The 24,470-nt window shown below is 69.6% G+C and carries 43 protein-coding genes and 1 pseudogene; 40 read left to right on the top strand and 4 right to left on the bottom strand.

The window, feature by feature from the left end:
* Positions 1-2,525 precede the first annotated feature (2,525 nt).
* Positions 2,526-3,470 carry a nuclease-related domain-containing protein gene (locus ACH4E7_RS07070; protein ID WP_396247981.1) on the top strand — a complete coding sequence of 315 codons (945 nt, stop codon included), beginning with the start codon at positions 2,526-2,528 and terminating at the stop codon, positions 3,468-3,470.
* A gap of 1 nt (position 3,471) precedes the next feature.
* Here ACH4E7_RS07070 and ACH4E7_RS07065 read toward each other — a convergent pair.
* The 4 genes and pseudogenes from ACH4E7_RS07065 to ACH4E7_RS07050 form a co-directional block, all read right to left on the bottom strand.
* Positions 3,472-3,637 (bottom strand): annotated as a pseudogene (locus ACH4E7_RS07065) (NUDIX hydrolase); the annotation flags it as partial.
* Positions 3,638-4,178: 541 nt separating this feature from the next.
* Positions 4,179-5,453: a hypothetical protein gene (locus tag ACH4E7_RS07060; protein WP_396247980.1), complete on the bottom strand. Its 1,275-nt coding sequence runs from the start codon at positions 5,451-5,453 to the stop codon at positions 4,179-4,181.
* Between the two features lie 72 nt (positions 5,454-5,525).
* Positions 5,526-5,714, bottom strand: a complete 189-nt coding sequence (locus tag ACH4E7_RS07055; protein ID WP_396247979.1) for a hypothetical protein — start codon at positions 5,712-5,714, stop codon at positions 5,526-5,528.
* Between the two features lie 114 nt (positions 5,715-5,828).
* Entirely contained in the window at positions 5,829-6,350 is a 522-nt protein-coding gene (locus ACH4E7_RS07050) for a helix-turn-helix transcriptional regulator (protein ID WP_396247978.1), read from the bottom strand.
* 202 nt (positions 6,351-6,552) lie between these two features.
* On the opposite strand from ACH4E7_RS07050, the gene ACH4E7_RS07045 reads away from it, so the two are divergent.
* From ACH4E7_RS07045 to ACH4E7_RS06855, 39 genes are all read left to right on the top strand, one after another.
* A complete protein-coding gene (locus ACH4E7_RS07045) occupies positions 6,553-6,759 on the top strand; it encodes a helix-turn-helix domain-containing protein (RefSeq protein ID WP_396247977.1) in 207 nt (68 codons plus the stop codon).
* Complete coding sequence (locus ACH4E7_RS07040) at positions 6,756-7,004, top strand: hypothetical protein (RefSeq protein WP_396247976.1); 249 nt, start codon at positions 6,756-6,758, stop codon at positions 7,002-7,004. The genes ACH4E7_RS07045 and ACH4E7_RS07040 overlap by 4 nt, the downstream gene beginning before the upstream one ends.
* A gap of 116 nt (positions 7,005-7,120) precedes the next feature.
* Positions 7,121-7,420, top strand: coding sequence for a hypothetical protein (locus tag ACH4E7_RS07035; RefSeq protein ID WP_396247975.1), 300 nt, complete (start codon positions 7,121-7,123; stop codon positions 7,418-7,420).
* Positions 7,417-7,590 carry a hypothetical protein gene (locus ACH4E7_RS07030; protein ID WP_396247974.1) on the top strand — a complete coding sequence of 58 codons (174 nt, stop codon included), beginning with the start codon at positions 7,417-7,419 and terminating at the stop codon, positions 7,588-7,590. The genes ACH4E7_RS07035 and ACH4E7_RS07030 overlap by 4 nt, the downstream gene beginning before the upstream one ends.
* On the top strand, positions 7,590-7,946 hold the full coding sequence (locus tag ACH4E7_RS07025; protein ID WP_396247973.1) for a hypothetical protein: 357 nt from the start codon (positions 7,590-7,592) through the stop codon (positions 7,944-7,946). Before ACH4E7_RS07030 ends, ACH4E7_RS07025 begins: the two co-directional genes overlap by 1 nt.
* The gene (locus ACH4E7_RS07020; protein WP_396247972.1) at positions 7,943-8,869 is read left to right on the top strand and encodes a YqaJ viral recombinase family protein; all 927 of its coding nucleotides are present in this window, start codon (positions 7,943-7,945) and stop codon (positions 8,867-8,869) included. The genes ACH4E7_RS07025 and ACH4E7_RS07020 overlap by 4 nt, the downstream gene beginning before the upstream one ends.
* Positions 8,866-9,669, top strand: a complete 804-nt coding sequence (locus ACH4E7_RS07015; protein ID WP_396247971.1) for a recombinase RecT — start codon at positions 8,866-8,868, stop codon at positions 9,667-9,669. The genes ACH4E7_RS07020 and ACH4E7_RS07015 overlap by 4 nt, the downstream gene beginning before the upstream one ends.
* Entirely contained in the window at positions 9,666-9,974 is a 309-nt protein-coding gene (locus ACH4E7_RS07010) for a hypothetical protein (RefSeq protein ID WP_396247970.1), read from the top strand. The genes ACH4E7_RS07015 and ACH4E7_RS07010 overlap by 4 nt, the downstream gene beginning before the upstream one ends.
* Before the next feature lie 73 nt (positions 9,975-10,047).
* Positions 10,048-10,890, top strand: a complete 843-nt coding sequence (locus ACH4E7_RS07005) for a hypothetical protein (protein ID WP_396247969.1) — start codon at positions 10,048-10,050, stop codon at positions 10,888-10,890.
* Positions 10,891-10,895: 5 nt separating this feature from the next.
* On the top strand, positions 10,896-11,645 hold the full coding sequence (locus ACH4E7_RS07000) for an ATP-binding protein (protein WP_396247968.1): 750 nt from the start codon (positions 10,896-10,898) through the stop codon (positions 11,643-11,645).
* Entirely contained in the window at positions 11,645-11,839 is a 195-nt protein-coding gene (locus ACH4E7_RS06995) for a hypothetical protein (protein ID WP_396247967.1), read from the top strand. The genes ACH4E7_RS07000 and ACH4E7_RS06995 overlap by 1 nt, the downstream gene beginning before the upstream one ends.
* Positions 11,840-11,849: 10 nt before the next feature.
* Complete coding sequence (locus ACH4E7_RS06990; protein WP_396247966.1) at positions 11,850-12,140, top strand: hypothetical protein; 291 nt, start codon at positions 11,850-11,852, stop codon at positions 12,138-12,140.
* Positions 12,141-12,175: 35 nt separating this feature from the next.
* A complete protein-coding gene (locus ACH4E7_RS06985; RefSeq protein ID WP_396247965.1) occupies positions 12,176-12,427 on the top strand; it encodes a hypothetical protein in 252 nt (83 codons plus the stop codon).
* Entirely contained in the window at positions 12,424-12,888 is a 465-nt protein-coding gene (locus tag ACH4E7_RS06980; protein ID WP_396247964.1) for a hypothetical protein, read from the top strand. Before ACH4E7_RS06985 ends, ACH4E7_RS06980 begins: the two co-directional genes overlap by 4 nt.
* 110 nt (positions 12,889-12,998) lie before the next feature.
* Positions 12,999-13,928: a hypothetical protein gene (locus tag ACH4E7_RS06975; RefSeq protein WP_396247963.1), complete on the top strand. Its 930-nt coding sequence runs from the start codon at positions 12,999-13,001 to the stop codon at positions 13,926-13,928.
* A 60-nt stretch (positions 13,929-13,988) separates the two neighbouring features.
* Entirely contained in the window at positions 13,989-14,180 is a 192-nt protein-coding gene (locus ACH4E7_RS06970) for a hypothetical protein (protein WP_396247962.1), read from the top strand.
* Positions 14,177-14,368, top strand: coding sequence for a hypothetical protein (locus tag ACH4E7_RS06965; RefSeq protein WP_396247961.1), 192 nt, complete (start codon positions 14,177-14,179; stop codon positions 14,366-14,368). Before ACH4E7_RS06970 ends, ACH4E7_RS06965 begins: the two co-directional genes overlap by 4 nt.
* 9 nt (positions 14,369-14,377) lie before the next feature.
* Positions 14,378-14,545: a hypothetical protein gene (locus ACH4E7_RS06960; RefSeq protein WP_396247960.1), complete on the top strand. Its 168-nt coding sequence runs from the start codon at positions 14,378-14,380 to the stop codon at positions 14,543-14,545.
* Positions 14,546-14,621: 76 nt separating this feature from the next.
* Entirely contained in the window at positions 14,622-14,807 is a 186-nt protein-coding gene (locus ACH4E7_RS06955) for a hypothetical protein (protein WP_396247959.1), read from the top strand.
* Positions 14,804-14,965, top strand: a complete 162-nt coding sequence (locus ACH4E7_RS06950) for a hypothetical protein (protein WP_396247958.1) — start codon at positions 14,804-14,806, stop codon at positions 14,963-14,965. Before ACH4E7_RS06955 ends, ACH4E7_RS06950 begins: the two co-directional genes overlap by 4 nt.
* On the top strand, positions 14,962-15,480 hold the full coding sequence (locus ACH4E7_RS06945) for a hypothetical protein (RefSeq protein WP_396247957.1): 519 nt from the start codon (positions 14,962-14,964) through the stop codon (positions 15,478-15,480). The genes ACH4E7_RS06950 and ACH4E7_RS06945 overlap by 4 nt, the downstream gene beginning before the upstream one ends.
* Positions 15,477-15,620 (top strand): hypothetical protein, encoded by a 144-nt coding sequence (locus ACH4E7_RS06940; protein ID WP_396247956.1) that lies wholly within the window; start codon positions 15,477-15,479, stop codon positions 15,618-15,620. The genes ACH4E7_RS06945 and ACH4E7_RS06940 overlap by 4 nt, the downstream gene beginning before the upstream one ends.
* A 36-nt stretch (positions 15,621-15,656) precedes the next feature.
* Positions 15,657-16,271, top strand: a complete 615-nt coding sequence (locus ACH4E7_RS06935) for a hypothetical protein (protein WP_396247955.1) — start codon at positions 15,657-15,659, stop codon at positions 16,269-16,271.
* A gap of 54 nt (positions 16,272-16,325) precedes the next feature.
* Positions 16,326-16,541, top strand: coding sequence for a hypothetical protein (locus ACH4E7_RS06930; protein WP_396247954.1), 216 nt, complete (start codon positions 16,326-16,328; stop codon positions 16,539-16,541).
* A gap of 96 nt (positions 16,542-16,637) precedes the next feature.
* Entirely contained in the window at positions 16,638-17,651 is a 1,014-nt protein-coding gene (locus ACH4E7_RS06925) for a protein transporter Sec31 (protein ID WP_396247953.1), read from the top strand.
* 11 nt (positions 17,652-17,662) lie between these two features.
* Positions 17,663-17,836, top strand: coding sequence for a hypothetical protein (locus tag ACH4E7_RS06920; protein WP_396247952.1), 174 nt, complete (start codon positions 17,663-17,665; stop codon positions 17,834-17,836).
* Complete coding sequence (locus tag ACH4E7_RS06915; protein ID WP_396247951.1) at positions 17,818-17,982, top strand: hypothetical protein; 165 nt, start codon at positions 17,818-17,820, stop codon at positions 17,980-17,982. The genes ACH4E7_RS06920 and ACH4E7_RS06915 overlap by 19 nt, the downstream gene beginning before the upstream one ends.
* 2 nt (positions 17,983-17,984) lie before the next feature.
* Positions 17,985-18,734 (top strand): hypothetical protein, encoded by a 750-nt coding sequence (locus tag ACH4E7_RS06910; protein ID WP_396247950.1) that lies wholly within the window; start codon positions 17,985-17,987, stop codon positions 18,732-18,734.
* Between the two features lie 15 nt (positions 18,735-18,749).
* Positions 18,750-19,157, top strand: a complete 408-nt coding sequence (locus ACH4E7_RS06905; RefSeq protein ID WP_396247949.1) for a hypothetical protein — start codon at positions 18,750-18,752, stop codon at positions 19,155-19,157.
* Complete coding sequence (locus ACH4E7_RS06900) at positions 19,157-19,915, top strand: hypothetical protein (protein WP_396247948.1); 759 nt, start codon at positions 19,157-19,159, stop codon at positions 19,913-19,915. The genes ACH4E7_RS06905 and ACH4E7_RS06900 overlap by 1 nt, the downstream gene beginning before the upstream one ends.
* Positions 19,916-20,060: 145 nt before the next feature.
* Positions 20,061-20,342 carry a hypothetical protein gene (locus ACH4E7_RS06895; protein WP_396247947.1) on the top strand — a complete coding sequence of 94 codons (282 nt, stop codon included), beginning with the start codon at positions 20,061-20,063 and terminating at the stop codon, positions 20,340-20,342.
* A gap of 26 nt (positions 20,343-20,368) precedes the next feature.
* Positions 20,369-20,536: a hypothetical protein gene (locus ACH4E7_RS06890; RefSeq protein ID WP_396247946.1), complete on the top strand. Its 168-nt coding sequence runs from the start codon at positions 20,369-20,371 to the stop codon at positions 20,534-20,536.
* A 21-nt stretch (positions 20,537-20,557) separates the two neighbouring features.
* On the top strand, positions 20,558-20,770 hold the full coding sequence (locus tag ACH4E7_RS06885) for a hypothetical protein (RefSeq protein ID WP_396247945.1): 213 nt from the start codon (positions 20,558-20,560) through the stop codon (positions 20,768-20,770).
* A 329-nt stretch (positions 20,771-21,099) separates the two neighbouring features.
* Complete coding sequence (locus ACH4E7_RS06880; RefSeq protein WP_396247944.1) at positions 21,100-21,300, top strand: MerR family transcriptional regulator; 201 nt, start codon at positions 21,100-21,102, stop codon at positions 21,298-21,300.
* A gap of 13 nt (positions 21,301-21,313) precedes the next feature.
* A complete protein-coding gene (locus ACH4E7_RS06875) occupies positions 21,314-21,658 on the top strand; it encodes a DUF1003 domain-containing protein (RefSeq protein WP_396247943.1) in 345 nt (114 codons plus the stop codon).
* 12 nt (positions 21,659-21,670) lie between these two features.
* The gene (locus ACH4E7_RS06870; RefSeq protein WP_396247942.1) at positions 21,671-21,880 is read left to right on the top strand and encodes a hypothetical protein; all 210 of its coding nucleotides are present in this window, start codon (positions 21,671-21,673) and stop codon (positions 21,878-21,880) included.
* 39 nt (positions 21,881-21,919) lie between these two features.
* Complete coding sequence (locus tag ACH4E7_RS06865) at positions 21,920-22,306, top strand: HNH endonuclease (RefSeq protein WP_396247941.1); 387 nt, start codon at positions 21,920-21,922, stop codon at positions 22,304-22,306.
* Between the two features lie 173 nt (positions 22,307-22,479).
* Positions 22,480-22,968, top strand: coding sequence for a phage terminase small subunit P27 family (locus tag ACH4E7_RS06860; protein ID WP_396247940.1), 489 nt, complete (start codon positions 22,480-22,482; stop codon positions 22,966-22,968).
* Between the two features lie 40 nt (positions 22,969-23,008).
* The gene (locus ACH4E7_RS06855) at positions 23,009-24,466 is read left to right on the top strand and encodes a terminase large subunit domain-containing protein (protein ID WP_396247939.1); all 1,458 of its coding nucleotides are present in this window, start codon (positions 23,009-23,011) and stop codon (positions 24,464-24,466) included.
* The last annotated feature ends 4 nt before the right edge of the window (positions 24,467-24,470 follow it).

The raw sequence follows: 24,470 nt of genomic DNA, 5'->3' as shown, positions 1-24,470 counted from the left end.
CACCCACCCGCAACGAACGCCCCACAGCGCCCCCTTCAACGAACAAAACGGTCCGCCCGCGATCCTGACACGCCAGTACGACAATAGGCTCACGGTCCCGTTTGATGGGCGCCACGTCAGAGGCCCCACCGGCTATCTCCGATGGGGCCTCAGCCTGACTGGATCGGGGGGCCATTAGCCCACGGCCTCTTCGTCCCGAAGCAACCTGGGCACCCACCCGACCCGGGTCGTCACTGCCGCCGACCTGCCCGAACGGTCCAGGAGCGTCCGTAGCCGTCCGCCCAAGTACGCGCCCGTTGCAGGACAGTTAGACACGCAGCGCGTCAGGCCTGCACCGTCTCACCCGCGGATTGGCAGCCCGAGGCCTGGGTCGGTAGTCGGTGGCCACGCCTGGTCAACCAACCAGTGACGAGGAGTCAGTAGCGCGCGGATTGGAACTGCTGATCGCCCCGGAGGCTGGCGACCTGGTTGAGTGCGCGGAAGGCCTCGGCGGCACCGGATCGGAAGTCTGAGTGACAGTCAGGTCGTCTAGCGCTAGCCTGCTAAGGGCTGGAGTGGGTTGGATGGAGGGGTGGCATGCCGCACTGGCAGAGCTTTCTGTGCGGGGCCGTGGGTGGCGCGCTGATCTCACTTGTCACTCTCTATCGGCACCTTCAGACCAGGCGTGAGTGGCCCTGGAGGGTTAAGAACGGCCCGACGTGCGGCATGTACTTGACCGGCGAGACTATTCGCGTCGTTATCGGTGCCGCTGTCGCATGGGGCTTGGCTGAGTCAGGGCCACTTGGTGTCCTTGGCGCGCTGATGGCGGGGGCGGGCGCGCCAGCGATTCTGGAGCAGTGGCAGCGCATGGGCCCTCAGGCTGCTATCGCCAGCCAAGAGGGTGCAAAAAACGCTAATAGGCTTCCTCGCCAGGCTAAAAGGCCCGCCAGCGGTCGCAAGCCTGCAGCAGAGTCCCCTGACGGTGTGTCTTCATCGGCCGTATCCGAAGGTGGTGTGTGAAATTGGCTGCTCGACTCGCGGATGTTTTGGCTAGGCGGGGACCTGGCTACGACATCGATACCTCGGATTGCTGGCCCATGCCACGAGCTACTCGAATTGGGCGGCTGCTCGACTCAATCACGCACAGCGGCCCCGGGTATTCCCCAGCTTCTCCGCAGGAGATGACTGAGAGTTCTGCATCAACGCGGCAAGCTAGGTTGCACCTCGTGGAGTTCCTCATCGACTCCGTTCGCAAGCTTCTTGTACTGAGCAAGAACGTGGAGAAGTTGGAGTCCGCGAGCGGGCCCGAGCGAGAGGCTCACCGGGCCAAGCTTGAGGCTGACCTTCGCAATTTCGCGTCATTCTTCAACACTGAGTGGGAAACCACTATTCGGGAATTCAAGGAGACTGTAGGGCCGGTTGACATTAGGGGGCGTTATCTTATTGCCCGACTTTCGAGGCTTCGTCGAAGCGCGAGTGAATTGATCGAGAATCTTGCCGGAGTCCTTGCGCGGCAAGGCGAGCGGCCAAGAGCAGAAAGTCTGCGGGCGACTAGGGCCACCGGCTCCGTTTTCCTGAATCGCGGGCACGCAAATGCCGCCCATCAGGTGAGCAGGTCACTTACTAGCCTTCTGCACTCTGCCGTTAGGTAGTGAAAATCTCGGGTCGTCGGCGATTGTGAAACGCGGAGAGTAGCGGGTCGCTTTACCGTTGCTCAATTCGTCACGTTGGACGAGTTCCGAAGCTGGAGTCTCTACCCAAGCTCGGCAGCCCGGGTCTTGACTGCAGCGCAGATGCCGCCAACCGGCGCCCACTTCCGGAGTGCGAGGGCGGCCGCCGGTTGTGACCTGGCCTTGCGGGCGGTGGAACGGTTTTGGCCGGTGTCCTGTCCGGTCTGGGGTCGAGCATGATCGGGGGGCCGTAAGCTGTTGCGACTCGGTCAGGGCTCTTTGGGCCTGACCGCAATTTGGCCGAGTGGCCCCCCGGTCTTGCTCGACGCGGGTCCCTGCCCGGAGAGGTGGGTAAAACCGTGGAGCCGTCCGCCCCGGCCCCGGCGGGGTTGGTTCTGAGCTGCACCTTCCCCACCCTCCTCCGCTACGGGGGAAGTCTTGTCTTGTCCGTACCGCCCCGGCCTTAGCTTTCCGCCCCTCGGGCGCGGCCGACGACGGCGAAGCCCCAGCCGGGGCGCAGACAGGAGGCGGGGCGCGCGCCGGAGGAAGGCCGGCGCCGCCGCGCTTTGCGCGGTCACCCCGAACCTTGTGTGAGGCTGCTCTTCGAGTAGTTCAGGAGGCCGGGAATCGACGCCGGATCTCCGATCCGCCGTGATGTGCCTTCCCCTTGGGCTCCGCCCACCTCCCCGCCGAGCGGAGCGAGGCGCCTTGAACCCGTAGAGAAGATTTTTACGCACACCCCTCCCTCGACTCCCTTCACCTTGGACTCCTGGCCGCTGGCTGAACTTGCCTGGTCGGCTGGCTCTCTGCGTTCCTGCCGATCGCTACGTGGGCATGCTGACCTTGGGTCAGGGAGAGCACGCCGGAGGGGGACGCATGACGGAGCTGGTGGTCAAGCCTTGGCGAGTGCCGGGGAAGGAGCGCCTCTACGTCAACAAGGCTGGCGCCCGCGGTGATTCGGTGGCCTGGCTGGACTGCAAGACCGGCGTCGTCACGGTCGACATCCCCGAGTTCGAGACCCTCGCACTGGCCAAGGTTGAAGAGTGGTGCCGATCCTTCGGTAGTCACGTACCACCCCGCACCGTTCGACGCAGAGAAGAGAAGAAGCAACCCGCGAAGACAACCACGGCTCCGGTGCCGCAGCCTCGGACAGAAGTCCCGTTCCTCCCTCCGATGCGGGAAGAGGACGACCTCGCACGGAACTTGCCCGGCGCGGGGTTGGAGACCCTGGTACGCCAGGGTGAGGCGAAGTACAAGCTGCTCGTCCGCCTCGCGGCCAAGCTCTCCCGTCAACGCCTCGGTGATTCAAGCACGCTGCGCGGCCTCGAAGGCGAGCAGTTCGTCGGTGCCCGTTTGGAACCGCTGAAAACCGCCGGCTGGCGGGTCCTGCACGGGGTGCCACTGCCGTCCGGGTCCGATATCGACCACGTGGTCATAGGCCCGCCGGGCGTCTTCACGGTCAACTCTAAGCACCATCCGGGAGCCACTGTCTGGGTCGGCGACAAGGTCGTGAAGGTGAACCGCAACGGCTTCCCGTACTTGGAGAACTCCGAGTTCGAGGCCAACCGCACTGCCAAGCTGCTGTCCGAGTGGTGCGGCTTCGAGGTCCCCGTTCACCCGGTCATCGCCGTTGTCGGCGCCCAGAAGATCACGCTCGGGGCAACGCCTGGAGTGACGGTCATCGACGGCGAGCAGATCGCCGCTGTCCTGCCCGCCCGGCCGGCGGTTCTGTCCCCGAACAGGGTGGATCGGATCTTCACCATCGCCCGCCACCGTCATGTCTGGAGCCAGATGGGCAAGCGGAGCAGGAAGGCCCGCTGACTCAGCCCGCTTGCGGCGTGTCGATGAGCGTCCGACCGTCGTGCGTCCGGACATGCGGGGCCACGTCGCCCTGGACGGCGTCGAGCAGGCATCTCTTCCGGGGTGAGCCACGCGACGGCCGTCGACTCGTCGGACAGCTGCTCGCTGCCGCCCTCGGGGCGGCTGCGTGAAGCCTCCAGCCTCACCGTTCGGTGCACAACCTGCGGAGGTGCCGGGTCAGCAAGCGGGCTCAGGACATGCGGCAAGCACACTCTGCGGCAACCGGGGAAGCTGACAAGCCGTCTTGGGCACGTGGAAGCGGGGGCACCATAGTCGCTGAGGCGCTCGCTAACCCGGACAACTCGCGGTCCCACAAACCCGATACCTGGCGACGATAGTCTCCGAGCCATCATCCCGCTGTCCTGCTCTGAGGCGGGACGTCGTCACCTGCTTCGGGAGCGCGATTACGCCTTCGAGGAACCAGTCGAGGCCTGGCTGATCCCACGCGTCCCCCGTTGACATCTGGCACGCGGGTGGCACGGGACGAGTAGGACCCCGGAAACGATCAAGGACCAGTTCGGGAGGATCAAGCCTCTGAACTGGCCCTTCTCGTCGGTGGGCGCGGACGGTTTCGAACCGCCGACATCTGCTTTGTAAGAGCACCGTTTTGACTGCCTCTCACCTGCTGCGATGGACTCAATGGAGATCATTTAGGGGAATTATGGGAGATCAACTCTCCCAGACCCTCTCCCACCCCAGATTCGCCATCGCCTGCTCGAAGACGGCCTGAAGGCCGTTGAGCCGGTCGATCCGCATCGGCACCGTCGGATGCTGGTACACGGCCTTGATGCCGGACCGCACGTGGCCGGCCTGCTCGTGTGCCAGCGGGTCCGCCACTCCTATCTGCGACTGCAGGGTGTCGTGGAAGTGCCGCAGCAGGTCCATGGTAAGCCCGGGCAGCAGCGGCTCCCAACCCTCCCGTGGCGCATGCCCCTTCGACGCCTCCAGGGCTTTGCGCCCGTCCGCGCCGGGCCTCATCACCTGCCGACCGAAGTTCGAGTTGCGCCACCACACTCCCTTACGGGTACAGAAGAGCGTGTTGTGCTCGGGCTTCATGCGCTTCTCGTGCTCGTCGAGCAAGGCGTTGAGGAACGGCGGCACATCGATGTCCCGTAGGGAGCCGTCGTTCTTCACCGGCTCCAGGTCGAAGTGCATGGGCCCCTTCGTGCCGTCTGACAGGCGGGTCTGATACTCGGCGACCTCGTCGCGGATCTGGAGCGTGGGGCAGCTCCAGACGCCGTTTCCGTGGGCCTCGCGCCGTTCTCCACGGCTGCCGCGGGTGAGCGCACAGCCCTCTCCCCAACGGGGCCCCACGAACGCCGTGGTGAGAATGTGCATGCCGTCGAGCGGGCCGACACGGCGGGCAAGCTGGAGCACCAACTCGGGCGTGGCTGGGGCGGCTTGCTTCTTGACGAGCTTCGCCTGGTTCTTCGCCTTGATGGCTGCGGTGCGACTGCGGCGGCGGCCGAACAACGGGTTGACCTGGATCTTCCCTGCGTCGACCGCGCCGGTCATGATCTGGCTCATGAGCGTGAGACAGTGCGATGCGGTGGTGTCGTCGTGCGTCTCACCGACGGAGTTGGCCCAGGCCTCCGCCTCGAACCAGTTGACCTGGTTGAGCGACGTGTGCTCCCAGCGCGGGAGGATGTGGGTGTCGAGCCGGTCCCAGCGTGTGGTGTTGGTGCGGCCGCGGGGAGCCTTGGCAGCCATCCACTCACGGGCCCACTGCCCGAATTGCGTCTGCGCGAGCTTCGGGTCGGTCCACCTGCCGGCGCGGATCGCGGCTTCCTGTTCGTTGCCCCAGTCCACGGCGGTCTTCTTGGTCAAGAATCCCGGCTCGCTGCCGTAGTTGATACCGTCCGGCAGGAGGTACCGCGACCGCCATGTGTACTGGGCCGTCTTCTTGCCGTTGCGGACTTTGAACACTTTCTCGGCGTACGCCAATGCACCCTCCCTAGTCCTGGCAGGCGGGGCCTGCCGTCCCGCATGCCCCGCCGTGCCAAGGGTGGTGCCGTGCTACACGTCGGCTACGCCGATCGCCCACAGGAGGTCCGGGTCCTCACGGAGCCGCTGGCCGAACCGGATCGCCTGAGCCTCTGTGACGAGGTAAGCGTTCAGCTGGACCACCGGCGCGCCGGCCTTCCGTCGGACGACCGCTAGGCCGCCGTGGGGGATGTCCGTTACGCGCTCGATCCGCAGCCGCATTGGGGCGGTCCCCCCTCACCTGGTTGGGTTGACCCCCCTCACGCAGGTAGCGGAATCCTGACACACGTTTGGCATATGCGCACGGGTTTGCGGGCGTGTCGTGTGATTGTCGACTTACTCTGTGTCTTCAGAGAAGATCTCGTGCGCGGCTCGCTGGAGCCGGCTCCACTTCTTCTGCAACTTGCGCCGCTCTTCGGGCGTGAGGTCCCGAGTCTCCCCTTCCTTCCAGATGATCACCACGTCGCCCTCATCAGGCGTGTCGAGGGCAATCGCCGTAGCGTCCGCGACTCGGCCGCCGAGCAGGGCTGCCCGCACCCGCCCGGTCAGCTCATCAAGAAGCTCGTCGACCACTTCGCCTTCGGCTTCGACGCTCGGTGTCACATCGCCATGCCGCCCCTGAATGGTCGGGTTACCGCCAGCCAGCACAGCCTCGACACTGTCCTCGGTCCAGCCGACGGCCTTGGCGATTGCCTTGTGGGTCGCATTGACCTTGGCATATGAACGCGACCCTCTTTCCAGGGTCTGGACTGTCGACAGGCCCACGCCAACGGCCTTGGCGAGGTCGTCTTGAGTCATGCCGCTGTCCTGCCGCGCAGCCTTCACTGCGCGTCCAAGGCGGCCCCAGTCTCTGTCCATGGGCCCATGATGCCCCATGCTCATGCAACTCTGACGACCGGATCAAGCCTTTTGAGCTGCGCTTAAGGCTCAAGTCGCCCTCCAAAGTGTTGCATCAGGAGCCCCTCAGGCCCGGCGAGTCTCAACTGTTACCGGTGGAAAGTGTGGCCATCGTGTAGCCAGAGGCCTTGAAAGTTGAGATCTACTGTGGTGTGCTTCTCCCGTGACACCGAACGGCACCGCAATCAGGGCCATACGGAGGTCTCAACACTTGAGCCTTCGCGAGGTCGCCGCCAGAACTGGCCGGGACGTCGGCTTCCTCTCCCGCTTGGAGAGGGGCCAGTCCGGCGCCAGCGAGGAGACGCTTCGGCGCATCGCCGCAGCGCTGACGGTGCCCGTAGCCGCCATCAACCGAGAGGAACAGCCGTGACCGTGCTGGTCGAGCCGCCCGCGCTCTCCGCAGCGGACCGGCTCCGGCTCTACACGCCGGAGGAGGTGATCGAGATGAAGCTCCTGCCCTACACCGTCCGAACGTTGAAGGACGCCGCGTACAACAAGCGCATCCCGCACACCAAGGTCGCCGGAAAGATCTGCTTCCGCCTGGATCACGTGTTCGCGATCCAGCAGGCCGGTGAGGTTGACCCGGCCACCCTCGGCCGCCGTCGCGCCGCCTGACGCACCCCTGACATGGGTCGGGCCCCCGCCTGGCACACCCGGATTGCGCCCGGATGCCGCCCGCGAGAGCCCTGGCCCACCGATCAACCAACTCACGCAGAGAAAGGAGGCGGGCCATGAGCCAGCCTACCGCCATCTCCGACATCTCCACGGTGACCGGCGTCGCGGACGTCCTCATCAACGGCACGGCCCTGTGGGCGTCGCCGGGCGCGAACCCCGCCGGCCGCTACTGGACGCTCATCGCCGCCGCGGACAGCCGGCTCGCCGGTGTTGTCGTCGAGCACCACAACGGCCGGTTCGAGGCGCTGATCGGCAGCAACGGCGCGCGGAGCGGTGCGCACACCGCCACTGCCCACGACGCCGCGCTGCTGATCGTCGCCGCGCTGCACTCCGCCACCCCCGAGGGCGCCGAGTGATCGCCGCAGACCCGACCCGCTGCGCGGAGTGCGACCAGCCGCGCACCGCCCACATCAAGGGCTGGATGCCCGGCCCCGGCTGGCACGCGTTCGTGCCGCCCACCGCTGAGGAGGCCGAGCGCCGCCACCTCGCCCGTTTCCCCCGCCAGCGCACCGCCAAGGAGTCCTGATGTTCCTGTTCCGCCGCGCCACCACCTCCCAGCCGCTCGACACGCCCGCCGTGGTCCGCTGCCTGAAGGCCGACCTGCGCGAGACCCGCGAGCAGTGCCTGACGCTTTCCACCCGGCTGCGGTCCGCCATCCGCCGTGCCGACGTCGCCGAGGAAGCCCTCGGCGAGATGCACCTCGCCCAGCGCGAGGGCCACGCCGCGATGGTCGAGGAGATCGCCCGGCTCCGCCGCGAGAACGAGCTGCTGCGGCGCGACCGCGAGAGCGCCCTCGAGCAGCTCGACCACGCCCTCGGCTACGACGACAAGATGCTCGCCATCATCAACGCCGGCGGCGTCAGCAAGGCGGCGGCCGCGTGAGGGCTACCCCGACCCCGACGGGCGTCCTCCTGGGGCGCCTGCAGCCGGGCACCTCCGAATGGGAGGCCGCCCGTACGGGCCCGGTCATCACCGCCACCCGGATCGCCGCCGTCATGGGCCTGTCGCCGTGGGAGTCGCGTCTGTCGCTCTATCACCGGCTCCGTGGCGAGGCCCCGGACACGTTCACCGCAACGTCCGAGATGGAGTGGGGGAACCGGCACGAGCCGACCGTCGCCGAGAAGTGGCAGGAAGACCATCCGAACCACATGGTCCTCACCACCGGCACCTGGCGGCACCGGGACCGGCCGTGGCAGCGCTGCACCCCGGACCGGCTGATCACCCCGCTCGTCCTGGACGAGAAGTGGACGGTCGCCGACACGGAGGTGCTGGAGATCAAGACCAGCCCCGTCGCGGAGGGGTGGGGTGAGGACGGCGATCCGCTGGGCATCCCGGTGTACTACCGCTGCCAGGTTATGTGGCAGCTCGACACCCTCGGACTCACCCGGGCAACCGTAGCCGTGCTCATCGCCGGCCACGACTACCGCACCTACCCGATCAAGTACGACGCGGACGAGGCCGACTTGCTCCGCACCAAGGCCCGCCTGTTCCTCGACGACGTCGAGGACGGGTATCGACCGGACATCGACGGCCACTCGGCGACGTACCAGACGATCCGCCATCTGCCCGACGGCATGCGCGATGTCGACGTCGAGATCGAGGCCGAATTGCGCGACCGCTACTTCGCGGCAATCGACGCCCACGCCGCAGCCGAGACCGAACTCACCGAGTGCCGCAGCCGCATCCTCGACCGGATCGGCGACGGCCGACGGGCCCGCACCGCCGGACGGCTCGTCGCCACCCGCACCGTCCGCGACGGCCACACCCACAGCCTCCAGCCCGCACGAGACCGGAGTACCGCATGACCGGAACCATAAGCGCCGCCATCGAGAAGCGAGAGGCCGGCCCCGGCGCCCTCGTCGAGCAGTACCGCGGCGACATCGCCCTCGTCATCCCCACCCACCTGCAGTCCCGCGTCGGCGCGTGGATCCGCATCACCCAGGGTCTGCTCCGCCGCGACCCTAAGCTCCTCGAGGCCGCCACCAACGACCCCGGGCAGTTCATGTCCGTGCTCCTCGACGCGGCCCGCCTCGGTCTCGAGCCCGGCACCGAGCAGTACTACCTCGTTCCCCGCTGGAACAAGAACAAGCGGTGCACCGAGGTCACCGGCGTCCGCGGCTACCAGGGCGAGATCGAGCTCATGTACCGGGCCGGCGCCGTGTCCAGCGTCATCGTCGAAGTCGTCCGCGAACGCGACCACTTCGACTACCGGCCCGGCCGTGATGAGCGCCCCGACCACCACATCGACTGGGACGCCGAAGACCGCGGGGACCTGCGACTCGTCTACGCCTACGCCGTCATGAAGGACGGCGCCACGTCGAAGGTCGTCGTCCTCAACCGCAAGCACATCCGGGACGCGCGGGCCAAGTCCGACAGCGCCGACAAGTCGTGGTCGCCGTGGCAAACCAACGAGGAAGCGATGTGGCTGAAGACAGCCGCACACCGCCTCGCCAAGTGGGTGCCGACCAGCGCCGAGTACGTCACCCCCGGCAGCACGTCGGCCGCAGTCGACGTTGCCGCCGCGCCGCTGCCCGCACTGCCCATCACCCGGTCCGAGGACGACGAGCCTCTCGAGGGCGAGATCGTCGAGGACGGCGAGCAGTGACCCCCGAGGAGCGCGGGACCCTGGCCGAGCGAATGGTCTACAAGGGCGCCCGCCTCGCAACGATCGTCCACGGCGACGGCGGCCAGCTCGACGTGACCGACCTCATCGGCCGCCTCGCAGTCCCCGAACTCCAGGCCCTCGCCGTCGTGCTGGCCGCCATGGTCGACCCCGACGCCATCGCCTCCGACGTGCTCGCCCACGTCACCTGGGACGAGCACCTGCAGCCGGCCGCCGTCCCGTGGGCCCCAACGACACTCCGCCAGCTCGCACGCGTCCGGCTCCTGTCCGACGGCACCGCCGCCTGACTGCCTGGGGCGGGGTGACCGTCCCCCGCCCCAGGCCACCAACCCCCGACCGCACTACCGGAAGAAGGACCACGTGACCCTCGACGCCATGTACTGGGTGTGGCTGCACTCCCAGTCGAAGGGGACCGGCCGGCACTGCCTGCTCGCGGTCGCCAACAAGGCGCCTGGGGCTGACTGTGTTGCCTCGCTCAGCACGGCCGAGTTCATCCAGTGGTCGAACGCGGCGAAGTCCTCGGTCGTGGCCGCGGTGGACAAGCTGCTGGAGTCGGGCGAGTTGAAGATCGTCCGTCCGGCGTCGGGGAGCCGCGCAGCGACCTATCAGATGCCCCTGGCGGTCAACTTCAAGCGCCCCCAGTACGGCGCTGTTGGTCCGGAAACCGGACCAACAGAGGAGAGCTCTCGGTCCGAAAACCGGACCCCTAGCGGCTCCTCTCGGTCCGAAAACCGGACCGAGACAGATGAGCCTCTTGGTCCGGAAACCGGACCCCAGGGGTACGGAAACCGGACCGATAAGGGTCCGGAAACCGGACCCCACTACCAATCCCACCCTCCCAAGAGGGAGGGAGCGATCGACGCGGACGGCTTCCCCGACTTTGCCCGACCACTCTCCGACCAACTCACTCTCGCCGGAGTGGTCGTCCGCTGGCCCTTCAACTCCGGTGAGTGGTTCAAGCTCGACGCCGCGATCAAGAAGTCTGGGATCCCCGCGCTCGTCGAGTACGCCCGACGCGTTTGGGACCGGCAGCATGGCGGCATCGACTCGGCCCGCTACTTCCTCAACGGCTGGTGCCAACTCCCGCCGTTGCCCTCGGCCGACGCCGAACGCCCCCCGCTCCGCGCAGTCTCCGGCGGCAACTCCCAGGGCTGGCAGCCCTACAGCAACCCCGACCCCGCTGTGTACAAGAACGGCTGGTAACCCCGATGACCGAACCCCAGCGCCTCGGCAGTGCCGACAGCGTTGCCGCTCTGCAGGCCCGCCTCGGCCGCCTCGGCATCCCGCTGCCCGAACGTGGCCCCATCGACGACACGCCGAGCCCCGACGAGCCCGGTCACCCCGAGTACCACCGCCGGGCCCGCGCCGAGTTCGCCCTCGCTCGCTGGGAGACTGCCGTGCCCCGCCGGTACGCCAATGCCGCCCCCATCGCCGCCGATCCCGCAGTCGGCGCTTGGGCCCAGCAGGTGGCCAAGGACCCCACCAAAGCCCGCTCCCTCCTCCTCACCGGCACCACCGGCACCGGCAAAACCCACCAGGCCTGGGCCGCGTTGAGGATGATCGCCGAAGCCGGACCCGCCCGTTACGAGCTGATCGCCACCACCGCCGCCGACATGTACGGCCGGCTCCGCCCCGGCGGATCCGACGCCGGTACCGAGACCGCGCTCAACCGGCTCGCCCGCGTACCCCTGCTGCTGCTCGATGACCTCGGCTCCGCCAAGGCATCCGAATGGGTCGAGGAGATCACCTACCGGCTCATCAACGAGCGGTACAACGCCTGCCGGCCGACCGTGTTCACCTCGAACTACCCCACCGAAGCGCCCCGCGACCCGAAGACCGGCGCCATCGTTGGGCCCGGCCTCGACGTCATCCTCGGCGACCGCATCGTCAGCCGCCTCATGGAGATGACCGACGTCGTCGTCATGACCGGCCGCGATCGCCGCCGCCGGGCCGCCTGATGGGCGCCCCGATGCCCCAGGGCCTGCGCCGCCACCAGCCGCCGCCCGAGTGGGCGATCCCCTGCCCCGTCCCCACCTGCCGCGCCAAGGCCGGCACCCCCTGCCGGACACCCACCGGCCGCCGCCTCACCGACGGCAGCCACCCCAGCCGGGCCGACGCCTGGCTCGTACACACCGCCCAACCCGCCGCCTGAGGAGACCACGATGAACCCGATCGACATCCGCGACCTCGCACTCAACCTCGACGACCTGATCGCCGGCCTCGACAGCCACCGAACCCGCGACCCCCTCCTCGTCACCCGCGACGGGACGCCCGAGGCCGTCATCATCCGCTACCGGGCGTACGCGCCCCGGCTGCACCACTTCACCCAGACCACGGGCGGGGATCTGATCTGTCGGCTGTGCGAGCCCGTCAAGGTGGTCGTTTCCTGCGCTGCAGACCTGGGCGTCGCCACTGAGGCCGCCAACGCGCACTGGCGCGACACCCACCGCTGACACAACCCGCCGCCCCGCCGCCTGAGGAGACCACCGTGACCAGCCTGACCGTCGAGCAGTGGAACGAGCGCTACCCGGTCGGCACGCCCGTGACCGCCTACCCGGGCATCCGCCCCGAGTACGCCGCCGAGATCGGCGCGACCGACTACCCCCGCCTGGAAACCCGCACCCGCAGCCACGCCTGGAACCTCGGCCACGGCACCCCGGTCGTCGCCGTCGACGGCTACGCCGGCGGCATCTCCCTCGAACACATCGACCTGCGCACCGAGGAGACCGACGCCCGATGAACCAGCCCCAGCCCGCCACCCAGCCCCTCGACCTCGACGCCATCCAGGCCCGCGCCGACGCCGCCACCGACGGACCGTGGACCGTCGACGACAGCGAGATCGAAGCGGACATCATCGCCGCCTCCGGTTGGATCGCTCGCACCGACAGCGAGTTCAGCGAGGACAGGGCCAACGCCGAGTTCATCGCCGCCGCCCGCACGGACGTCGAGCAGCTGCTCGCCCGGGTCCGGGAACTGGAGGCCGAGACCGAGCGGCTCCGGGACGTGCTGAAGCGCACCCGGGCCCTCGCCGAGACCGACCCGCCCACCTGCGCGGACTGCGGTCACCTCGAATCCGCCCACGACCCGGCCGGTGACCGCGACTGCAACGCCTCCGCCGCCCGCGTCCGCTCCTGCACCTGCGCGTACTACATCGCCTGCTACCCGCAGCCCGCCCCCAGCGGCCCGCAGACGGCCGCCTGACGGCCGAACAGCACCGCACCGGACCACGACCCAGCCCGAGCGCCCGAACAGGCGTCCACGGGCCGCCACGCCACACGACCGCCTCGCCGAATACCCCCAGGAGTATTCCAATGACCGTCGAACCCGCCCTGCGCGTCCTGTCGCTCGGCGCCGGCGTCCAGAGCACCACCCTCGCCCTCCTCTCCGCCGAAGGCCGCCTCCCCAAGCTCGACGCCGCGATCTTCGCCGACACCGGCTGGGAACCCGCCGCCGTCTACCAGCACCTCGACCGCCTCGACCGGGAGATCCTCCAGCCCGCCGGCATCCCGCTCCACCGCGTCAGCCGCGGCAACATCCGCAACGACGCCCTCGACCCCGCCCACCGCTTCGCCTCCATGCCCCTGTTCGTCAAGAACCAGGACGGCGGCAACGGGATGACTCGACGCCAGTGCTCGAACGAGTACAAGGTCGTCGCCATCAAGGCGCAGGTCCGGCAGCTCCTCGGCTACCCGCACCCGACACCAGTCCCGCGCGGCCTGCACGTCGAGCAGTGGATCGGCATCAGCCGCGACGAGATCGGCCGCGCCAAGGACTCCGACGTCAAGTACGCCCGCAACGCCTTCCCGCTCCTCGACCTCGACGGCGCGGCCGACGGCCGGGGGGGGTGGACCCGCGACGACTGCCTGCGCTACCTGCGCTCGGCCGGCTGGGAGTCCACGCCGAAATCCGCGTGCATCGGCTGCCCGTTCCACGGCAACGCCCAGTGGCGCGACATGCGGGACAACCGGCCCGACGAGTGGGCGGACGCCGTCGACTTCGACCGGCAGATTCGTTCCGGCAATGCCCGAGGCACCGCCAACGGCAAGCCCCTCCTTGGCGAGGCCTACCTACACCGCTCCCGCCTCCCGCTCGACCAGGCGCCCATCGACCGCGTGACCACCCACGAGTGGGCCTCCCGGCAGACCGACGTGTTCGGGCAGATCGCCGACGCCGAGTTGGAAGACGGCGACCCGGACGGCTGCTCGCCCTGGGCCTGCCGATCCGGCAGCGCTGCCGCCTGACCCACCCCCGGGCGGCCGGCACCCACCGGCCGCCCGCCACACACCCACCACGGAGACGCGATGACGACCCCGCCCAGCAGCCCCATCCTCGACACTCGCCACTTCGAGTGGGACCCGCCCGCCGCCATCACGGCCGTCGAACGCTGGACCTGTACCCGGTGCGGCGACGCTGTCCTCGATAACCGCGGCTACCTGTACGGCGGCGCCACTACCACGGCGTGCACCGCCCCGACCGCCGGGGGCGACCGGTGACCGACACCCCGCCGCCGCTCTTGGACGCCGACCTCGACGAGCGCGAACGCCGCCTCCGAGCCGACATCCAGGACGCCCGCAAGGCCTTGAACCTCGCCCGGAACCGGTTCGACCAGCTCTGCGAGGAACTGCGCGACCTGCGCTACGAGCGCCAACAGCGGGCCGCCGCCCGCACCACGACCAGCTGAGGACCCGTCATGGACCCCATCACCATCCGCTGGAACCGCACCATCCTCCCCACCGCGCCCGGCGACGACACCATCGTCTGCTGCCTCACCGACGACGGCCAGCCCGTCGCCCTCCTCCTCGACGACGAACACCGCGAGGCCCTCGGCCTGCAGCTCATCGACCCCGACGGCGAGTGACGCTCTCCCCCTGGCTGGTCCTGGCCGGCGCCCTCCTCACCGCCACCCTCCTCGCACTCCATACCTGGAGACGCACATGAACCCCTGGACCATCCTCGCCACCTGCGCCGCCCTCGTCGGACTGTGGTGGTTCCGCCAGATCTGCGCGGACTACGTCGCGGCCGGCCGAGCTGCCGCCGACCTCCGCCGCCGCGACACCGAACAGGCCCGCTTCGACGACCAGTTCGCCGCCATCGTCGCCCAACTGGAGCGTCAGCCGTGACCATCGAGCACGCCCCGCGGCCCGGCCTCACCTGGTGGACCACCGTCGACCAGGTCGAGACCGTCGTCACCGACACCACCCCCGAGCCGGAACCGCCCCGACCCAACCGCGCCACCCGCCGGGCCCTCGCCCGCGCCAAGAGGAAGGCCAGCCGATGACCCCGCCCACCTCCGCCCAGCTCGACCACCTCATCGGCCACACCGCCAACCGCGCCCTCACCCCCGACGAGCACGCCGCCCTCCGAGACGGCATCCAGGCCCTCCGCGCCAGCCTCGCCGGCACCGGCACCGCACTCCGCACCGCACCTTCCGGGGCCTACCACCGTCAGGTCGTCGAGCAGCTCCGGGCCGCCGAGGACGAGCTCGGCCGGTGGCGGCGGCAGGGACGTCGCGCCGACCGCTACCGCGCCGCCTGGCTCTCCGCCCGCCAGCGGGCCGAGGCGTACGGCGAGGGCATCCTGCAGCGCTGCGAGGACCGCGACACCGTCTACAGCTGGCTCCGTACTGCCCAGGCCGCCACAGCCACCGCCGTCGACCGCGCCGAGCAGGTCGAGGCCCGCATCGCCGCCGCCTACCGGTTCGCTGACGAGATGGCCACCTACTGCTCGCCTCACGGCGTCGCCAGCCTGTACGCCGAGCGGCTCCGCGCCGCCCTCGACGAGGCCCAGCCGTGACCTGCCCCGACGACCTCTGGGACGGCTGGGAGGACGAGACCCTGCTCGACCTCGACCCCGACCGGTGGGAACCCCTCCCGCCGCCCCGACCCATCCACGACGTCATCCGCGACCTCGACGACTACCAGCCCACCCGCTGAACCCGCCCGCCCGTACAGCGCACCAGGAGACCGGACATGCTCGACTTCCCGACCGGCAGCCGCCTCGCCCGCGAACTCGCCGAGATCCCCCTGCTCGCCGCCTGGGCCCAGCTGTCCGTGACGCCCGGCGCCGGCCGCCAGGGAGCCCGCGTCTCCGGCGCCACCCGCACCCCGCCCGTGCCGCTCCGCCTCGACGCCGCCAGCTACCTCGGCCCCGCCGCCCCCGGCGACGTCTACGACCCCCACGGCGACCAGGACGGCATCACCCCCCTCGCCGGCACCCTCGCCGCCTGGGCCCGCATCCACGTCGAGGAATGCAGCCGGTTCGGGCACCCGCGCTCCGGCAGCATCGGCGCCCTCACCGCCTACCTCAGCCGCCGCGACGTCCTCGCCTGGTCCATCCAGCAGATGTGGGCCGACGAGTACGCCGCCGAGATCCACTCCGCCTGGCGCCACCTCGACGGCCTCGCCGCCATACGCCCCCGCCGGCGCGCACTGCAGCTGCCCTGCCCGCGGTGCGGACTCCTGTCCCTGTCCCAGCTCGATGGCGACGACGTACGGTGCGGCAACGACAGCTGCTGGGCCGTCCTCCGCGCCGACGAGTACGAACGGCGCATCGAGCAGTACCTCGCCATACACAACGCGGCGTGATGCATCGTCACAAGGCGCTTGCTATCTAACCCCGGGTTAGATAGCCTTCAGGGGATGGAAACGCCACCCTGGCGCGATCGGGTGCGACGTGAGGACGAGCTGCTGGAACAGCTCGGACGCCAAGTCGTAGCCGCATCACAGCGCCGCTCAGCGGCCTTGGCCGACGGCGTGGCGGAACTCGGGAGCGTCTACAAAGTCGCGAACGAGCTCGGCCGCAGCTGGCAGGCCATCGACAAGGCCATCAAGAAGTACCGGCCAACAACCGCATAACACGCAACAGGGCCCGGCCGGCTCCAACCGCGAGTGCTGGAACACCCGCGGACATCACCGCCGACCGGACCCCTGACCACAGGAGATAGCGCTCCCATGGCCAACACGCACCCTACCGTGCCCTCGCGCACGGTCACCCGGACCCGCCACGTCGAACACACCGTCGGCGGCCGCACCCGAGTCGTCCCCGAGCAGTACCAGGCCCCCAAGGCGCCCCGCGACTGGGACCAGATCATCCTCAACGGCGTGACCACCGTCGCCGTCGGGGGGGGAATCGGCTGCGTCGCCTGGTCGACCACGTCGATCGGCAGCCTCCTCTCGCAGGCCGCCCCCGACCTCGTCGCCTACGGCGGAGCCGGCGTCTTCGACACGCTGTGGATCTCCTGCACCGCCCTCGGATGGCTCGCCCGCTACGAACCCGCGAAGGCCCGTGCCGCCCACGCCGCCGGCTGGCTCTGCCTCGGCATCGCCATCACCGCCCTCATCGTCGAGGGCTACACCGCCGGCCACCTCGCCGCCGGAATCGTCGGCGCCTTCATCTCCATCGGCGTCAAGCTGCTGTGGTCCCTTGTCATCGCCCGGCACGCCCGAACCCTCGACCCCCTCACTCAGCAGTGGGTCGAGCAGGAACTCGACGAGGCCAGCGGGCAACTCGCCCTCGCCACGGTCAACCGCCGCCTCGCCCGCGAACGCGCCCAGGTCGCCGCCTACTACCAGGCCCTGCAGGTGCCCCAGGACGACCACGAGCCCAACCCGGACAAGCCTCGCGGACAGCGGACACCTGCCGACGCGACTGTCCGCTCCGCTGTCCGCGCCGCCCTTGAGGTCGACCCCGAGGCCACCCCGGACGTGATCGTCGAACGGCTCGCCCGAGTCGGTATCAACACCGACCCGGACACTGTCCGCGCCCTGTCCGGACAGACGGACAGCAGGTCAGCGACCCTGCACGACCTCGATGCCCGCCGCGGGACGGACAACATCACGGACACTGTCCGCCACCTTGTCCGGCAGGGCGTCACCGACGAAGAGACCCTTCTCGCGCTCGTCCGCTACGTCCACGCCGACGCAAAGGACGACACCGTCAAGCGCATCGCCCGCCGGGTCGGTTGAAGAGGCGCACCGTGCCCGCCGCCCTGCTGTGGGCGGTCCCCGCCGCACTGGCCTACGCCGGCCTCTACGCCGCCGCGGGAGACGACGCCCGCCTCACCCTGCGCCGCACCGGCGCCTGCGCCCTCATCGGCGCCACCCTCATCACCCTCCTCGCCTGGAGACAGACATGGGCCTCAGGTCCCTGATCACCGGCGGCAACAAGACCGCCACCAACGCGACCGGCCGCACCGCCAAGGACCGCCTGCGCGACAGCGGCAACGTCCGCAAGATCGACGCCGGCACCGCCGCCTGGCTCCGCGCCGGCGGACGCGGCCCCCGAAAAGGGAAGTAGCCGTGACCACCATCCCCCCGCCGCCCGTCCACCCGCCCACCATCGGCCAGACCGAACCCACCGCCGAGCCCGAGTGGTGGCGCAAGAGCGGGCCCTGGGACCGCACCCCGAAGTCCGTGCCCGTCAGCCTGGGCAAGACGCGCCCGGCCCCGGCCGCCAAGAGCGTCGCCGAAGACGTCGAGGACCAGGACCTCGCCGACGGCGAGCAGGCCGGTCAGCACGGCGAGCCCTGGGCGTACCGGGTCCACCACAACCTGCGCGGCTTGATCAACCAGACCCCGGAGGAGCAGGCCGCGGCCGCCCGCCTTCGCCGAGAGGAGAAGTACCAGCAGCAGGGCGAGACCGAAGAGGAGCGCGAGGCCCGACATGAACGCGAACAGCGCTCGGCCGAGCGTCACGCCTCCATCCTGTGGCGCCAGCCCCAGTCCGAGCGCACCCTCCGCTTCCGTCGCTGGTGCATCCTCACCACCACCTCCGCCGTTCTCGGCTACCAGATGGGCGCCGTCCAGCTCGCCGCCCACCTGCCCCTGCCCGTCGGCGTCGCCGCCCTGGTCGGCGCCTGGGGGCTCGACCTGTGGCTGCGCGGCCTCAACCCGCGCCGCGACGACCGGCGCGGCCCCGTCCGCGTCTCCGAGGTTCGGGGCGCTGGCGCCCTCATCGTCCTGGTCATCGCCCGCATCCCCGTTGCCTCAGCCCTGGTGGGCGTCCTCGGCCTCGCCCCTCTCATCACCATCCTCTCCACCCACCACTGACAGGAGCCACCAACCATGCTCGGCACGTTCGGAGCCGGCGGCGTCCTCATCGTCGTCACGCTCGCCCTCATCGCCCACAAGCGCGGCGGCGGCAAGTTCCAGCCCGTCAAGGGACACCACGTCTTCTGGTGGGGCGCTGTCATCGGGCTCGTCGCAGCCGGAGCGGGCACCGCCCTCCAGAAGATCAGCCTGGTCGGCACCCAGTTCTCCGACACGCTCACCAAGCAGTCCGAGACGTTCGGCACCATCGGTCCCGCCGCCATCGCCGCGTTCCTGATCGGCGTCGCCTTCTGGTTCAAGCCCTCGTTCGTCAAGGACCTGATCTGCGGGATCGCCGCCCCCGGCGTCCTCAGCGCTGCCGCCGGCGTGTGGACGATCCCCGTCGGCATCGCCACCTCCCTCATCCACACCGTGGTGAGCTGATGAGCCGCTACCTCGAAGGCGTCTCGCTGGCCGCGTTCGCCCGGGGTAACCGGCGCATGCTGGCCCCGCTTAAGGCTCACGCGGCCGACAAGCGGAAGGGACACGGCGAGGCGCTGGCCGCGTGGAAGGAACGCCGCGCCAAGGCCCTGGAGATCAAGGACCCCGAGCAGCGCGCCAAGGCCCTTGACGACCTCCGGGGGGAGCGGCCCACCAGCCCCCTCCTGGTCGCCGCCGGGTGCACGGTCGTCGCGGCCGTCATCGTGTGGCCGATGCTCCACGGCCACCACGCCGCCCTGCTGGCAGGGGCTGTAACCCTCTGGGTGTTGGCCGCCCTGATCGTCGGTCAGACCGGTGGAGACACGCCCGCCAAGGCCACCACTGCCACCTCGGCGGAGGAGGCCAGCAGCCCGCCGGACGACGACGGTGAGTGGATCCAGGAATCCCCCGCCCCTGAGGTGCTGTGGGCCCTGATCCGGCACACCGCTGGCCTCACCAAACAGGGCACCGCCGCGCACCTCCAGGCCATCCTCGATGAAGGCCAGAAGCGGGGCGAGTTCGACGGCTGGGACGTCACCGAGCTGGGCGGCGAATTGGAGGCCCTCGGGGTCCGTGTGATCGAGAAGAAGAAGCTCACGCTCGGGGGCAAGGACCACACCCGGAAAGCGGTCCTCCTGAGCGACCTCCCCGAGGCCGATCCCGCGACCGTCCCGGCCATCGTCCAGGGCGCCCCGTCCGCGACCGCCAAGAGCGCCGCGTGAGGCGGCTCCCCTGGGCCACCCGGGGACCACCACGTGGCCGACCAGTAGGCGGTAGGAACCGCAGGTCAGAGCACGCCTACCGCCCGCCCTACCGGCCCCCTACCGGGCCTACCTACCCGACTCCCTACCAACATCGGAGAGACCCATGACCAAGACCGAAGCCATCGTCCGGGCCGCCCGCGAGGTCATCGCCTACGGCGGACCCGACTGCCTGACCGACCCCCACGTCACCCTCCCCGCCCTGAACGACGTCATGACCCGCGGTGTCACCGAGGACGAGATCCTCGCCGCGGTGATCACCCGCGAGAACGAGCTGGAGGACGCCGGCATGCACGCCGACGACCGCATCACCTGCCACGCACACCAGGGCTGGGCCGTCGAGTGCGCGGACTACCGGATGCACACCAACCCCAGCGCCTTCAACTAGCAACCGCCCCAGAGAGGACCGCAGTGATGACCATCGAGCAGCAGCTCGCTGCCGCCGAGGCTCGGCTCACCGAGTTGCAGCAGGCCTTCGTTGACGAGGCCTACGACCACGACAAGCGACGCCGCCTCTTCGACCAGATCCGCGAGACCCGCGGCGAGATCACCCGCCTGTCCAGCCTCCAGCCGACCGCCTGACCTACGAGAGAGATCAACACCATGAGCCGCACCAACGACCCCGCGTACAACGCCTTCTACGAGCAGCGTTTCCTCGACATCCGCGACGCCGCCCACCGCGACCCGGCGGCCGCCGCCGACCTCACCGTCGCCACGGTCTCCGAGTCCGAGTTCAGCGGCCCCGGCGCGATGGACAGCACCCTCCGCGCCCTCAACGCCGCCGCCCGGCGCCTCGGCCTCAGCAGCAACAACTGACCTCGCCCCGGGGCGACCGTCACAGCCTGCCAGCACGCCGGCCGCCCCGGGCCCTCCACCACCCAACACAGAGCAGGGAGACGCCCATCATGGCCCACGCCGACGGAACCAACCAGCAGCCCCAGCCGCAGCCCCAGCCCATCGTCGTCGAGCGCGGCAGCGGGGTCAGCATCCACTGGCCCCAGCCGGAACCGCAGCCGCAGCCTGAGAGCTGACTGCTTGCACAAGATCGGCGCGTTGTGTCAGGCTGATGACAGCACCACACGTGCGCCTACTTCACGAAGGCCCGACCACCACGGTCGGGCCTTCGGCGTTCCCGGGAGGTCGCGATGACCGAGCTCATGACCCCCGCCGAAGGTGCCAACCTGTGCGGCGTCACAGTCGACACCATCTGGCAGTGGAAGCGCCGCGGGCTCATACGGCCCGACGGGCTCGACGAACGAGGACGCCCGCTCTACCGGCAGCTCACCCTCGCCCGAGCCGAGGCCAAGACCCGCAAGCGCGCCGGCCGAACCCCCATCGCGGCCTGAGACGGAGGTGGCCATGCCTGTCGACACCCTCGGCCAGCGCGCCGCCGACCGCGTCGCGAGCGCCTTCGGCAGCTGGCGGTTCATCGTCTGGATGACCGTCATCATCGCGGTGTGGCTCATCTGGAACACCGCACTGCCCGCCAGCTTCCGGTTCGACGAGTACCCGTTCATTTTCCTGACCCTGGTGCTGTCGCTCCAGGCCTCGTACGCGGCCCCGCTGATCCTTCTCGCGCAGAACCGCCAAGGTGACCGCGACCGCGCCCGCGCCGAGCAGGACTTGGTAACCGACACCGAGACGCTCGGCCTCGTCCGCGGCATCGCCGCCCACCTCGGCATCGAGACGCCCACCACCAGCTGACAAGGAGCGGGCATGAAGCTTCGATTCCGGCGCCGCGAAGACCCGGAGATCGTCAGGCTGCGGGACGAGTACTTCGACTTCGCCCGCTGGGCAGGAGTGGCCCCTGACCGAGCTCAACGGCTACTGCAGAAGACGGCGGCTGGTCGGCCGCTCACCATCGACACCATCACCCACGCCGGCGACATCCTTGCTGAACGCAGCGGGAGTGGCCTGCTCATTTGACCCGGGGGGTCAACGTCAGGGGGAGGGTCAACGCTGGCCATGCCCGGCTGCCAGCCCTCAGCAGCGATCAGCGAGGAGGCAGACGTGCGCAGACGCCAACGCCCTTGCCTCGACTGCAGCAAGCTCACCCGCAACCCCAGCCGATGCGACGAGCACCAAGCCGCATGGCAGTCCAGGCAGAACCAACTGCGGGGCAGTGCCACCCAGCGTGGCTACGACAGTCAGTGGCAGCGGGTAGCGCGGGCAGCGGTAGCCCGGCACCGTGCTGTCTACGGCGACTGGTGTCCAGGCTGGCAGGTGCCCGCACACCACAGCACCGACCTCACCGCCGATCACATCGTGCCCCTCGCACGTGGTGGTAGCGGCACAGCAGAGAACACCCGTGTGCTGTGCCGCTCGTGCAACAGCCGCAAGCGCGACCAGTGAGCGGCAAGCCTCGGCCGTCACGGTGCGTGACAGTGCTCGCGCTCGGTCGCCACTGACCGGGGGCGGTCGAAACTTCGGGCCATGATCGTCTTCGGACCCGGCCCCCCAGCCCCCACACAGCGCCGCGAAATTCGGGCTGTTTTTGACCTTGGTCTTTCTCGGGGGTGTTGATCATGCCCGCTGGTCGACCTCCAACGCCCACGGAGCGTAAGCGCCGTACCGGCAATCCGGGCGGCAGACCGCTTCCCGAGCCGGTCGTCCAGCTGGCCGCAGTCGCGCACCTGCCGCCGCCGCCCGCGACGCTCGGCGACACCGGCCGGGCGACATGGGACCGGCTGTGGACCGCCGGTCAGGCCTGGCTGTCCCCGGCCACCGACATGGACGTCCTCACCCGGCTGTGCGAGGCGCACGATGAGCGCGAGGCGATGCGCGACCAGGTCGCCGCCGACGGCTACATGGTGCCCGGTTCGATGGGCCAGACCCGTGCGCACCCGCTCCTCGCCCAGATCCGCGCCCTGGAAGCGCAGATGACGAAGTGGGAGTCGCTGTGCGGCTTCACGCCGACGGACCGGGCCCGGCTCGGCTATGCGGAGGTGAAGCGTGCCAGCAAGCTCGACGCGCTCATCGCGCGGCGCCAAGCGAGGGCGGCGGGCGGCGAGTAGCTGGCCCCCGCGGTTCCTGACCCCGGTCACGGCCGCGGATGTGCGCCGAGGTGACGGGCCGGCCGTAGTCGACTTCATCGAGACGCTGTGCACAGTTACGAAGGACTCGTTCGCCGGGCCCTCCGGATCGTCCCTGACGCTGCGGGACTGGCAGCAGACCTTGCTGGCCCATCTCTTCGCCCGGCGTCCGGACGGCCGCCGGCGCCACCGCATCGCGCTGATCGGCGAGCCGAGGAAGAACGGCAAGTCGGGCCTCGGCGCGGGCATCGCTCTGGACGGCCTGTTCGAGTGCGAGGGCGCCGAGGTGTACTCGTGCGCCGGCGACAAAGAGCAGGCGCGGATTGTCTTCGGCGACGCCAAGCGCATGGTCGACGCGTCACCGGACCTGTCGGAGGCCATCAAGCCGTACAAGGACGCGCTGGAGGTCATCGGCAGCGGCAGCGTCTACCGGTGCCTGTCGGCGGAGGCGTTCACCAAGGAGGGCCTGCGGCCGACCCGTGTGGTATTCGACGAGCTGCACGTCCAGCCGAACCCTGACCTGTGGAACGTGATGTCCCTGGCCATGGGCGCCCAGCTGGACCCGCTGATCGTGGCCATCACCACGGCCGGGGTGAAGACCGACAGCCGCGGCCTGGACTCGATCTGCTACCAGCTGTTCCAGTACGGGCAGCGGCTGGCCGCAGGCGAGGAGGTCGATCCGACGTTCTTCATGGCCTGGTGGGGCGCCCCGGACGAGGCCGACCACCGGCTCGAAGAGACGTGGCGGATCGCCAACCCGGCCTACGGCGACCTGATCGACCCGGAGGACTTCGCCAGCGCGGTGAAGCGCACCCCCGAGGCGGAGTTCCGTACCAAGCGGCTCAACCAGTGGGTGAACACCGCCACCGCGTGGCTCCCGGCCGGAGCCTGGGACGCCTGCGCGACTGGCGGACCCATCGAGGACGGCGCCGAGGTGTGCATCGGTTTCGACGGCTCGTTCAACGGCGACTCGACGGCCATCACCGTGGTGTCGTGCACCGAGGTGCCGCACGTCGATGTGATCGCGGCCTGGGAGCGCCCGCAACAGGCCGGCCAGGACTGGACGGTCCCGATCCTGGAGGTCGAGGACGCACTGCGGCAGGCCTGCCGGCGCTGGAACGTCCGCGAGATCGTCTGCGACCCCTACCGCTGGGGCCGCACCTACCAGGTGCTGGAGGAAGAGCGGCTGCCAGTCGTCGAGTTCCCCCAGTCGCCGGCTCGCATGATCCCGGCGACGACCCGGTTCTACGAGTCGGTGATGAACCGGACGCTGACGCACTCCGGTGACCCGCGGCTCGCCCGGCACCTGAGTAACTGCGTGATCCGCACGGATTCGCGCGGCTCGCGGCTGTCGAAGGATGCCAAGCACAGCCCTCGCAAGATCGACCTTGCGGTCAGTGCGGTGATGGCGCTGGAGCGCGCCGTCCAGGAGCCCGAGCCTGACCCGACGCCCCAGTTCTGGAACTGGGCCGACCTGTAGGAGG

It is taken from the genome of Kitasatospora sp. NPDC018058 (genome assembly GCF_044327205.1).
Lineage (GTDB): Bacteria > Actinomycetota > Actinomycetes > Streptomycetales > Streptomycetaceae > Kitasatospora.
The sequence above is the reverse complement of the archived record's forward strand: the minus strand, read 5'-3'. Positions and strand labels throughout refer to the sequence as shown.

Excerpts from the sequence above, each read along its gene's own strand:
- ACH4E7_RS07070 (WP_396247981.1), top strand. The coding sequence starts at position 2,526 with ATGACGGAGCTGGTGGTCAAGCCTTGGCGAGTGCCGGGGAAGGAGCGC.
- ACH4E7_RS07055 (WP_396247979.1), bottom strand. The coding sequence starts at position 5,714 with ATGCGGCTGCGGATCGAGCGCGTAACGGACATCCCCCACGGCGGCCTA.
- ACH4E7_RS07050 (WP_396247978.1), bottom strand. The coding sequence starts at position 6,350 with ATGGACAGAGACTGGGGCCGCCTTGGACGCGCAGTGAAGGCTGCGCGG.
- ACH4E7_RS07035 (WP_396247975.1), top strand. The coding sequence starts at position 7,121 with ATGAGCCAGCCTACCGCCATCTCCGACATCTCCACGGTGACCGGCGTC.
- ACH4E7_RS07025 (WP_396247973.1), top strand. The coding sequence starts at position 7,590 with ATGTTCCTGTTCCGCCGCGCCACCACCTCCCAGCCGCTCGACACGCCC.
- ACH4E7_RS07015 (WP_396247971.1), top strand. The coding sequence starts at position 8,866 with ATGACCGGAACCATAAGCGCCGCCATCGAGAAGCGAGAGGCCGGCCCC.
- ACH4E7_RS07000 (WP_396247968.1), top strand. The coding sequence starts at position 10,896 with ATGACCGAACCCCAGCGCCTCGGCAGTGCCGACAGCGTTGCCGCTCTG.
- ACH4E7_RS06995 (WP_396247967.1), top strand. The coding sequence starts at position 11,645 with ATGGGCGCCCCGATGCCCCAGGGCCTGCGCCGCCACCAGCCGCCGCCC.
- ACH4E7_RS06990 (WP_396247966.1), top strand. The coding sequence starts at position 11,850 with ATGAACCCGATCGACATCCGCGACCTCGCACTCAACCTCGACGACCTG.
- ACH4E7_RS06980 (WP_396247964.1), top strand. The coding sequence starts at position 12,424 with ATGAACCAGCCCCAGCCCGCCACCCAGCCCCTCGACCTCGACGCCATC.
- ACH4E7_RS06975 (WP_396247963.1), top strand. The coding sequence starts at position 12,999 with ATGACCGTCGAACCCGCCCTGCGCGTCCTGTCGCTCGGCGCCGGCGTC.
- ACH4E7_RS06970 (WP_396247962.1), top strand. The coding sequence starts at position 13,989 with ATGACGACCCCGCCCAGCAGCCCCATCCTCGACACTCGCCACTTCGAG.
- ACH4E7_RS06960 (WP_396247960.1), top strand. The coding sequence starts at position 14,378 with ATGGACCCCATCACCATCCGCTGGAACCGCACCATCCTCCCCACCGCG.
- ACH4E7_RS06955 (WP_396247959.1), top strand. The coding sequence starts at position 14,622 with ATGAACCCCTGGACCATCCTCGCCACCTGCGCCGCCCTCGTCGGACTG.
- ACH4E7_RS06945 (WP_396247957.1), top strand. The coding sequence starts at position 14,962 with ATGACCCCGCCCACCTCCGCCCAGCTCGACCACCTCATCGGCCACACC.
- ACH4E7_RS06935 (WP_396247955.1), top strand. The coding sequence starts at position 15,657 with ATGCTCGACTTCCCGACCGGCAGCCGCCTCGCCCGCGAACTCGCCGAG.
- ACH4E7_RS06930 (WP_396247954.1), top strand. The coding sequence starts at position 16,326 with ATGGAAACGCCACCCTGGCGCGATCGGGTGCGACGTGAGGACGAGCTG.
- ACH4E7_RS06925 (WP_396247953.1), top strand. The coding sequence starts at position 16,638 with ATGGCCAACACGCACCCTACCGTGCCCTCGCGCACGGTCACCCGGACC.
- ACH4E7_RS06915 (WP_396247951.1), top strand. The coding sequence starts at position 17,818 with ATGGGCCTCAGGTCCCTGATCACCGGCGGCAACAAGACCGCCACCAAC.
- ACH4E7_RS06905 (WP_396247949.1), top strand. The coding sequence starts at position 18,750 with ATGCTCGGCACGTTCGGAGCCGGCGGCGTCCTCATCGTCGTCACGCTC.
- ACH4E7_RS06900 (WP_396247948.1), top strand. The coding sequence starts at position 19,157 with ATGAGCCGCTACCTCGAAGGCGTCTCGCTGGCCGCGTTCGCCCGGGGT.
- ACH4E7_RS06895 (WP_396247947.1), top strand. The coding sequence starts at position 20,061 with ATGACCAAGACCGAAGCCATCGTCCGGGCCGCCCGCGAGGTCATCGCC.
- ACH4E7_RS06890 (WP_396247946.1), top strand. The coding sequence starts at position 20,369 with ATGACCATCGAGCAGCAGCTCGCTGCCGCCGAGGCTCGGCTCACCGAG.
- ACH4E7_RS06885 (WP_396247945.1), top strand. The coding sequence starts at position 20,558 with ATGAGCCGCACCAACGACCCCGCGTACAACGCCTTCTACGAGCAGCGT.
- ACH4E7_RS06880 (WP_396247944.1), top strand. The coding sequence starts at position 21,100 with ATGACCGAGCTCATGACCCCCGCCGAAGGTGCCAACCTGTGCGGCGTC.
- ACH4E7_RS06875 (WP_396247943.1), top strand. The coding sequence starts at position 21,314 with ATGCCTGTCGACACCCTCGGCCAGCGCGCCGCCGACCGCGTCGCGAGC.
- ACH4E7_RS06870 (WP_396247942.1), top strand. The coding sequence starts at position 21,671 with ATGAAGCTTCGATTCCGGCGCCGCGAAGACCCGGAGATCGTCAGGCTG.
- ACH4E7_RS06865 (WP_396247941.1), top strand. The coding sequence starts at position 21,920 with ATGCCCGGCTGCCAGCCCTCAGCAGCGATCAGCGAGGAGGCAGACGTG.
- ACH4E7_RS06860 (WP_396247940.1), top strand. The coding sequence starts at position 22,480 with ATGCCCGCTGGTCGACCTCCAACGCCCACGGAGCGTAAGCGCCGTACC.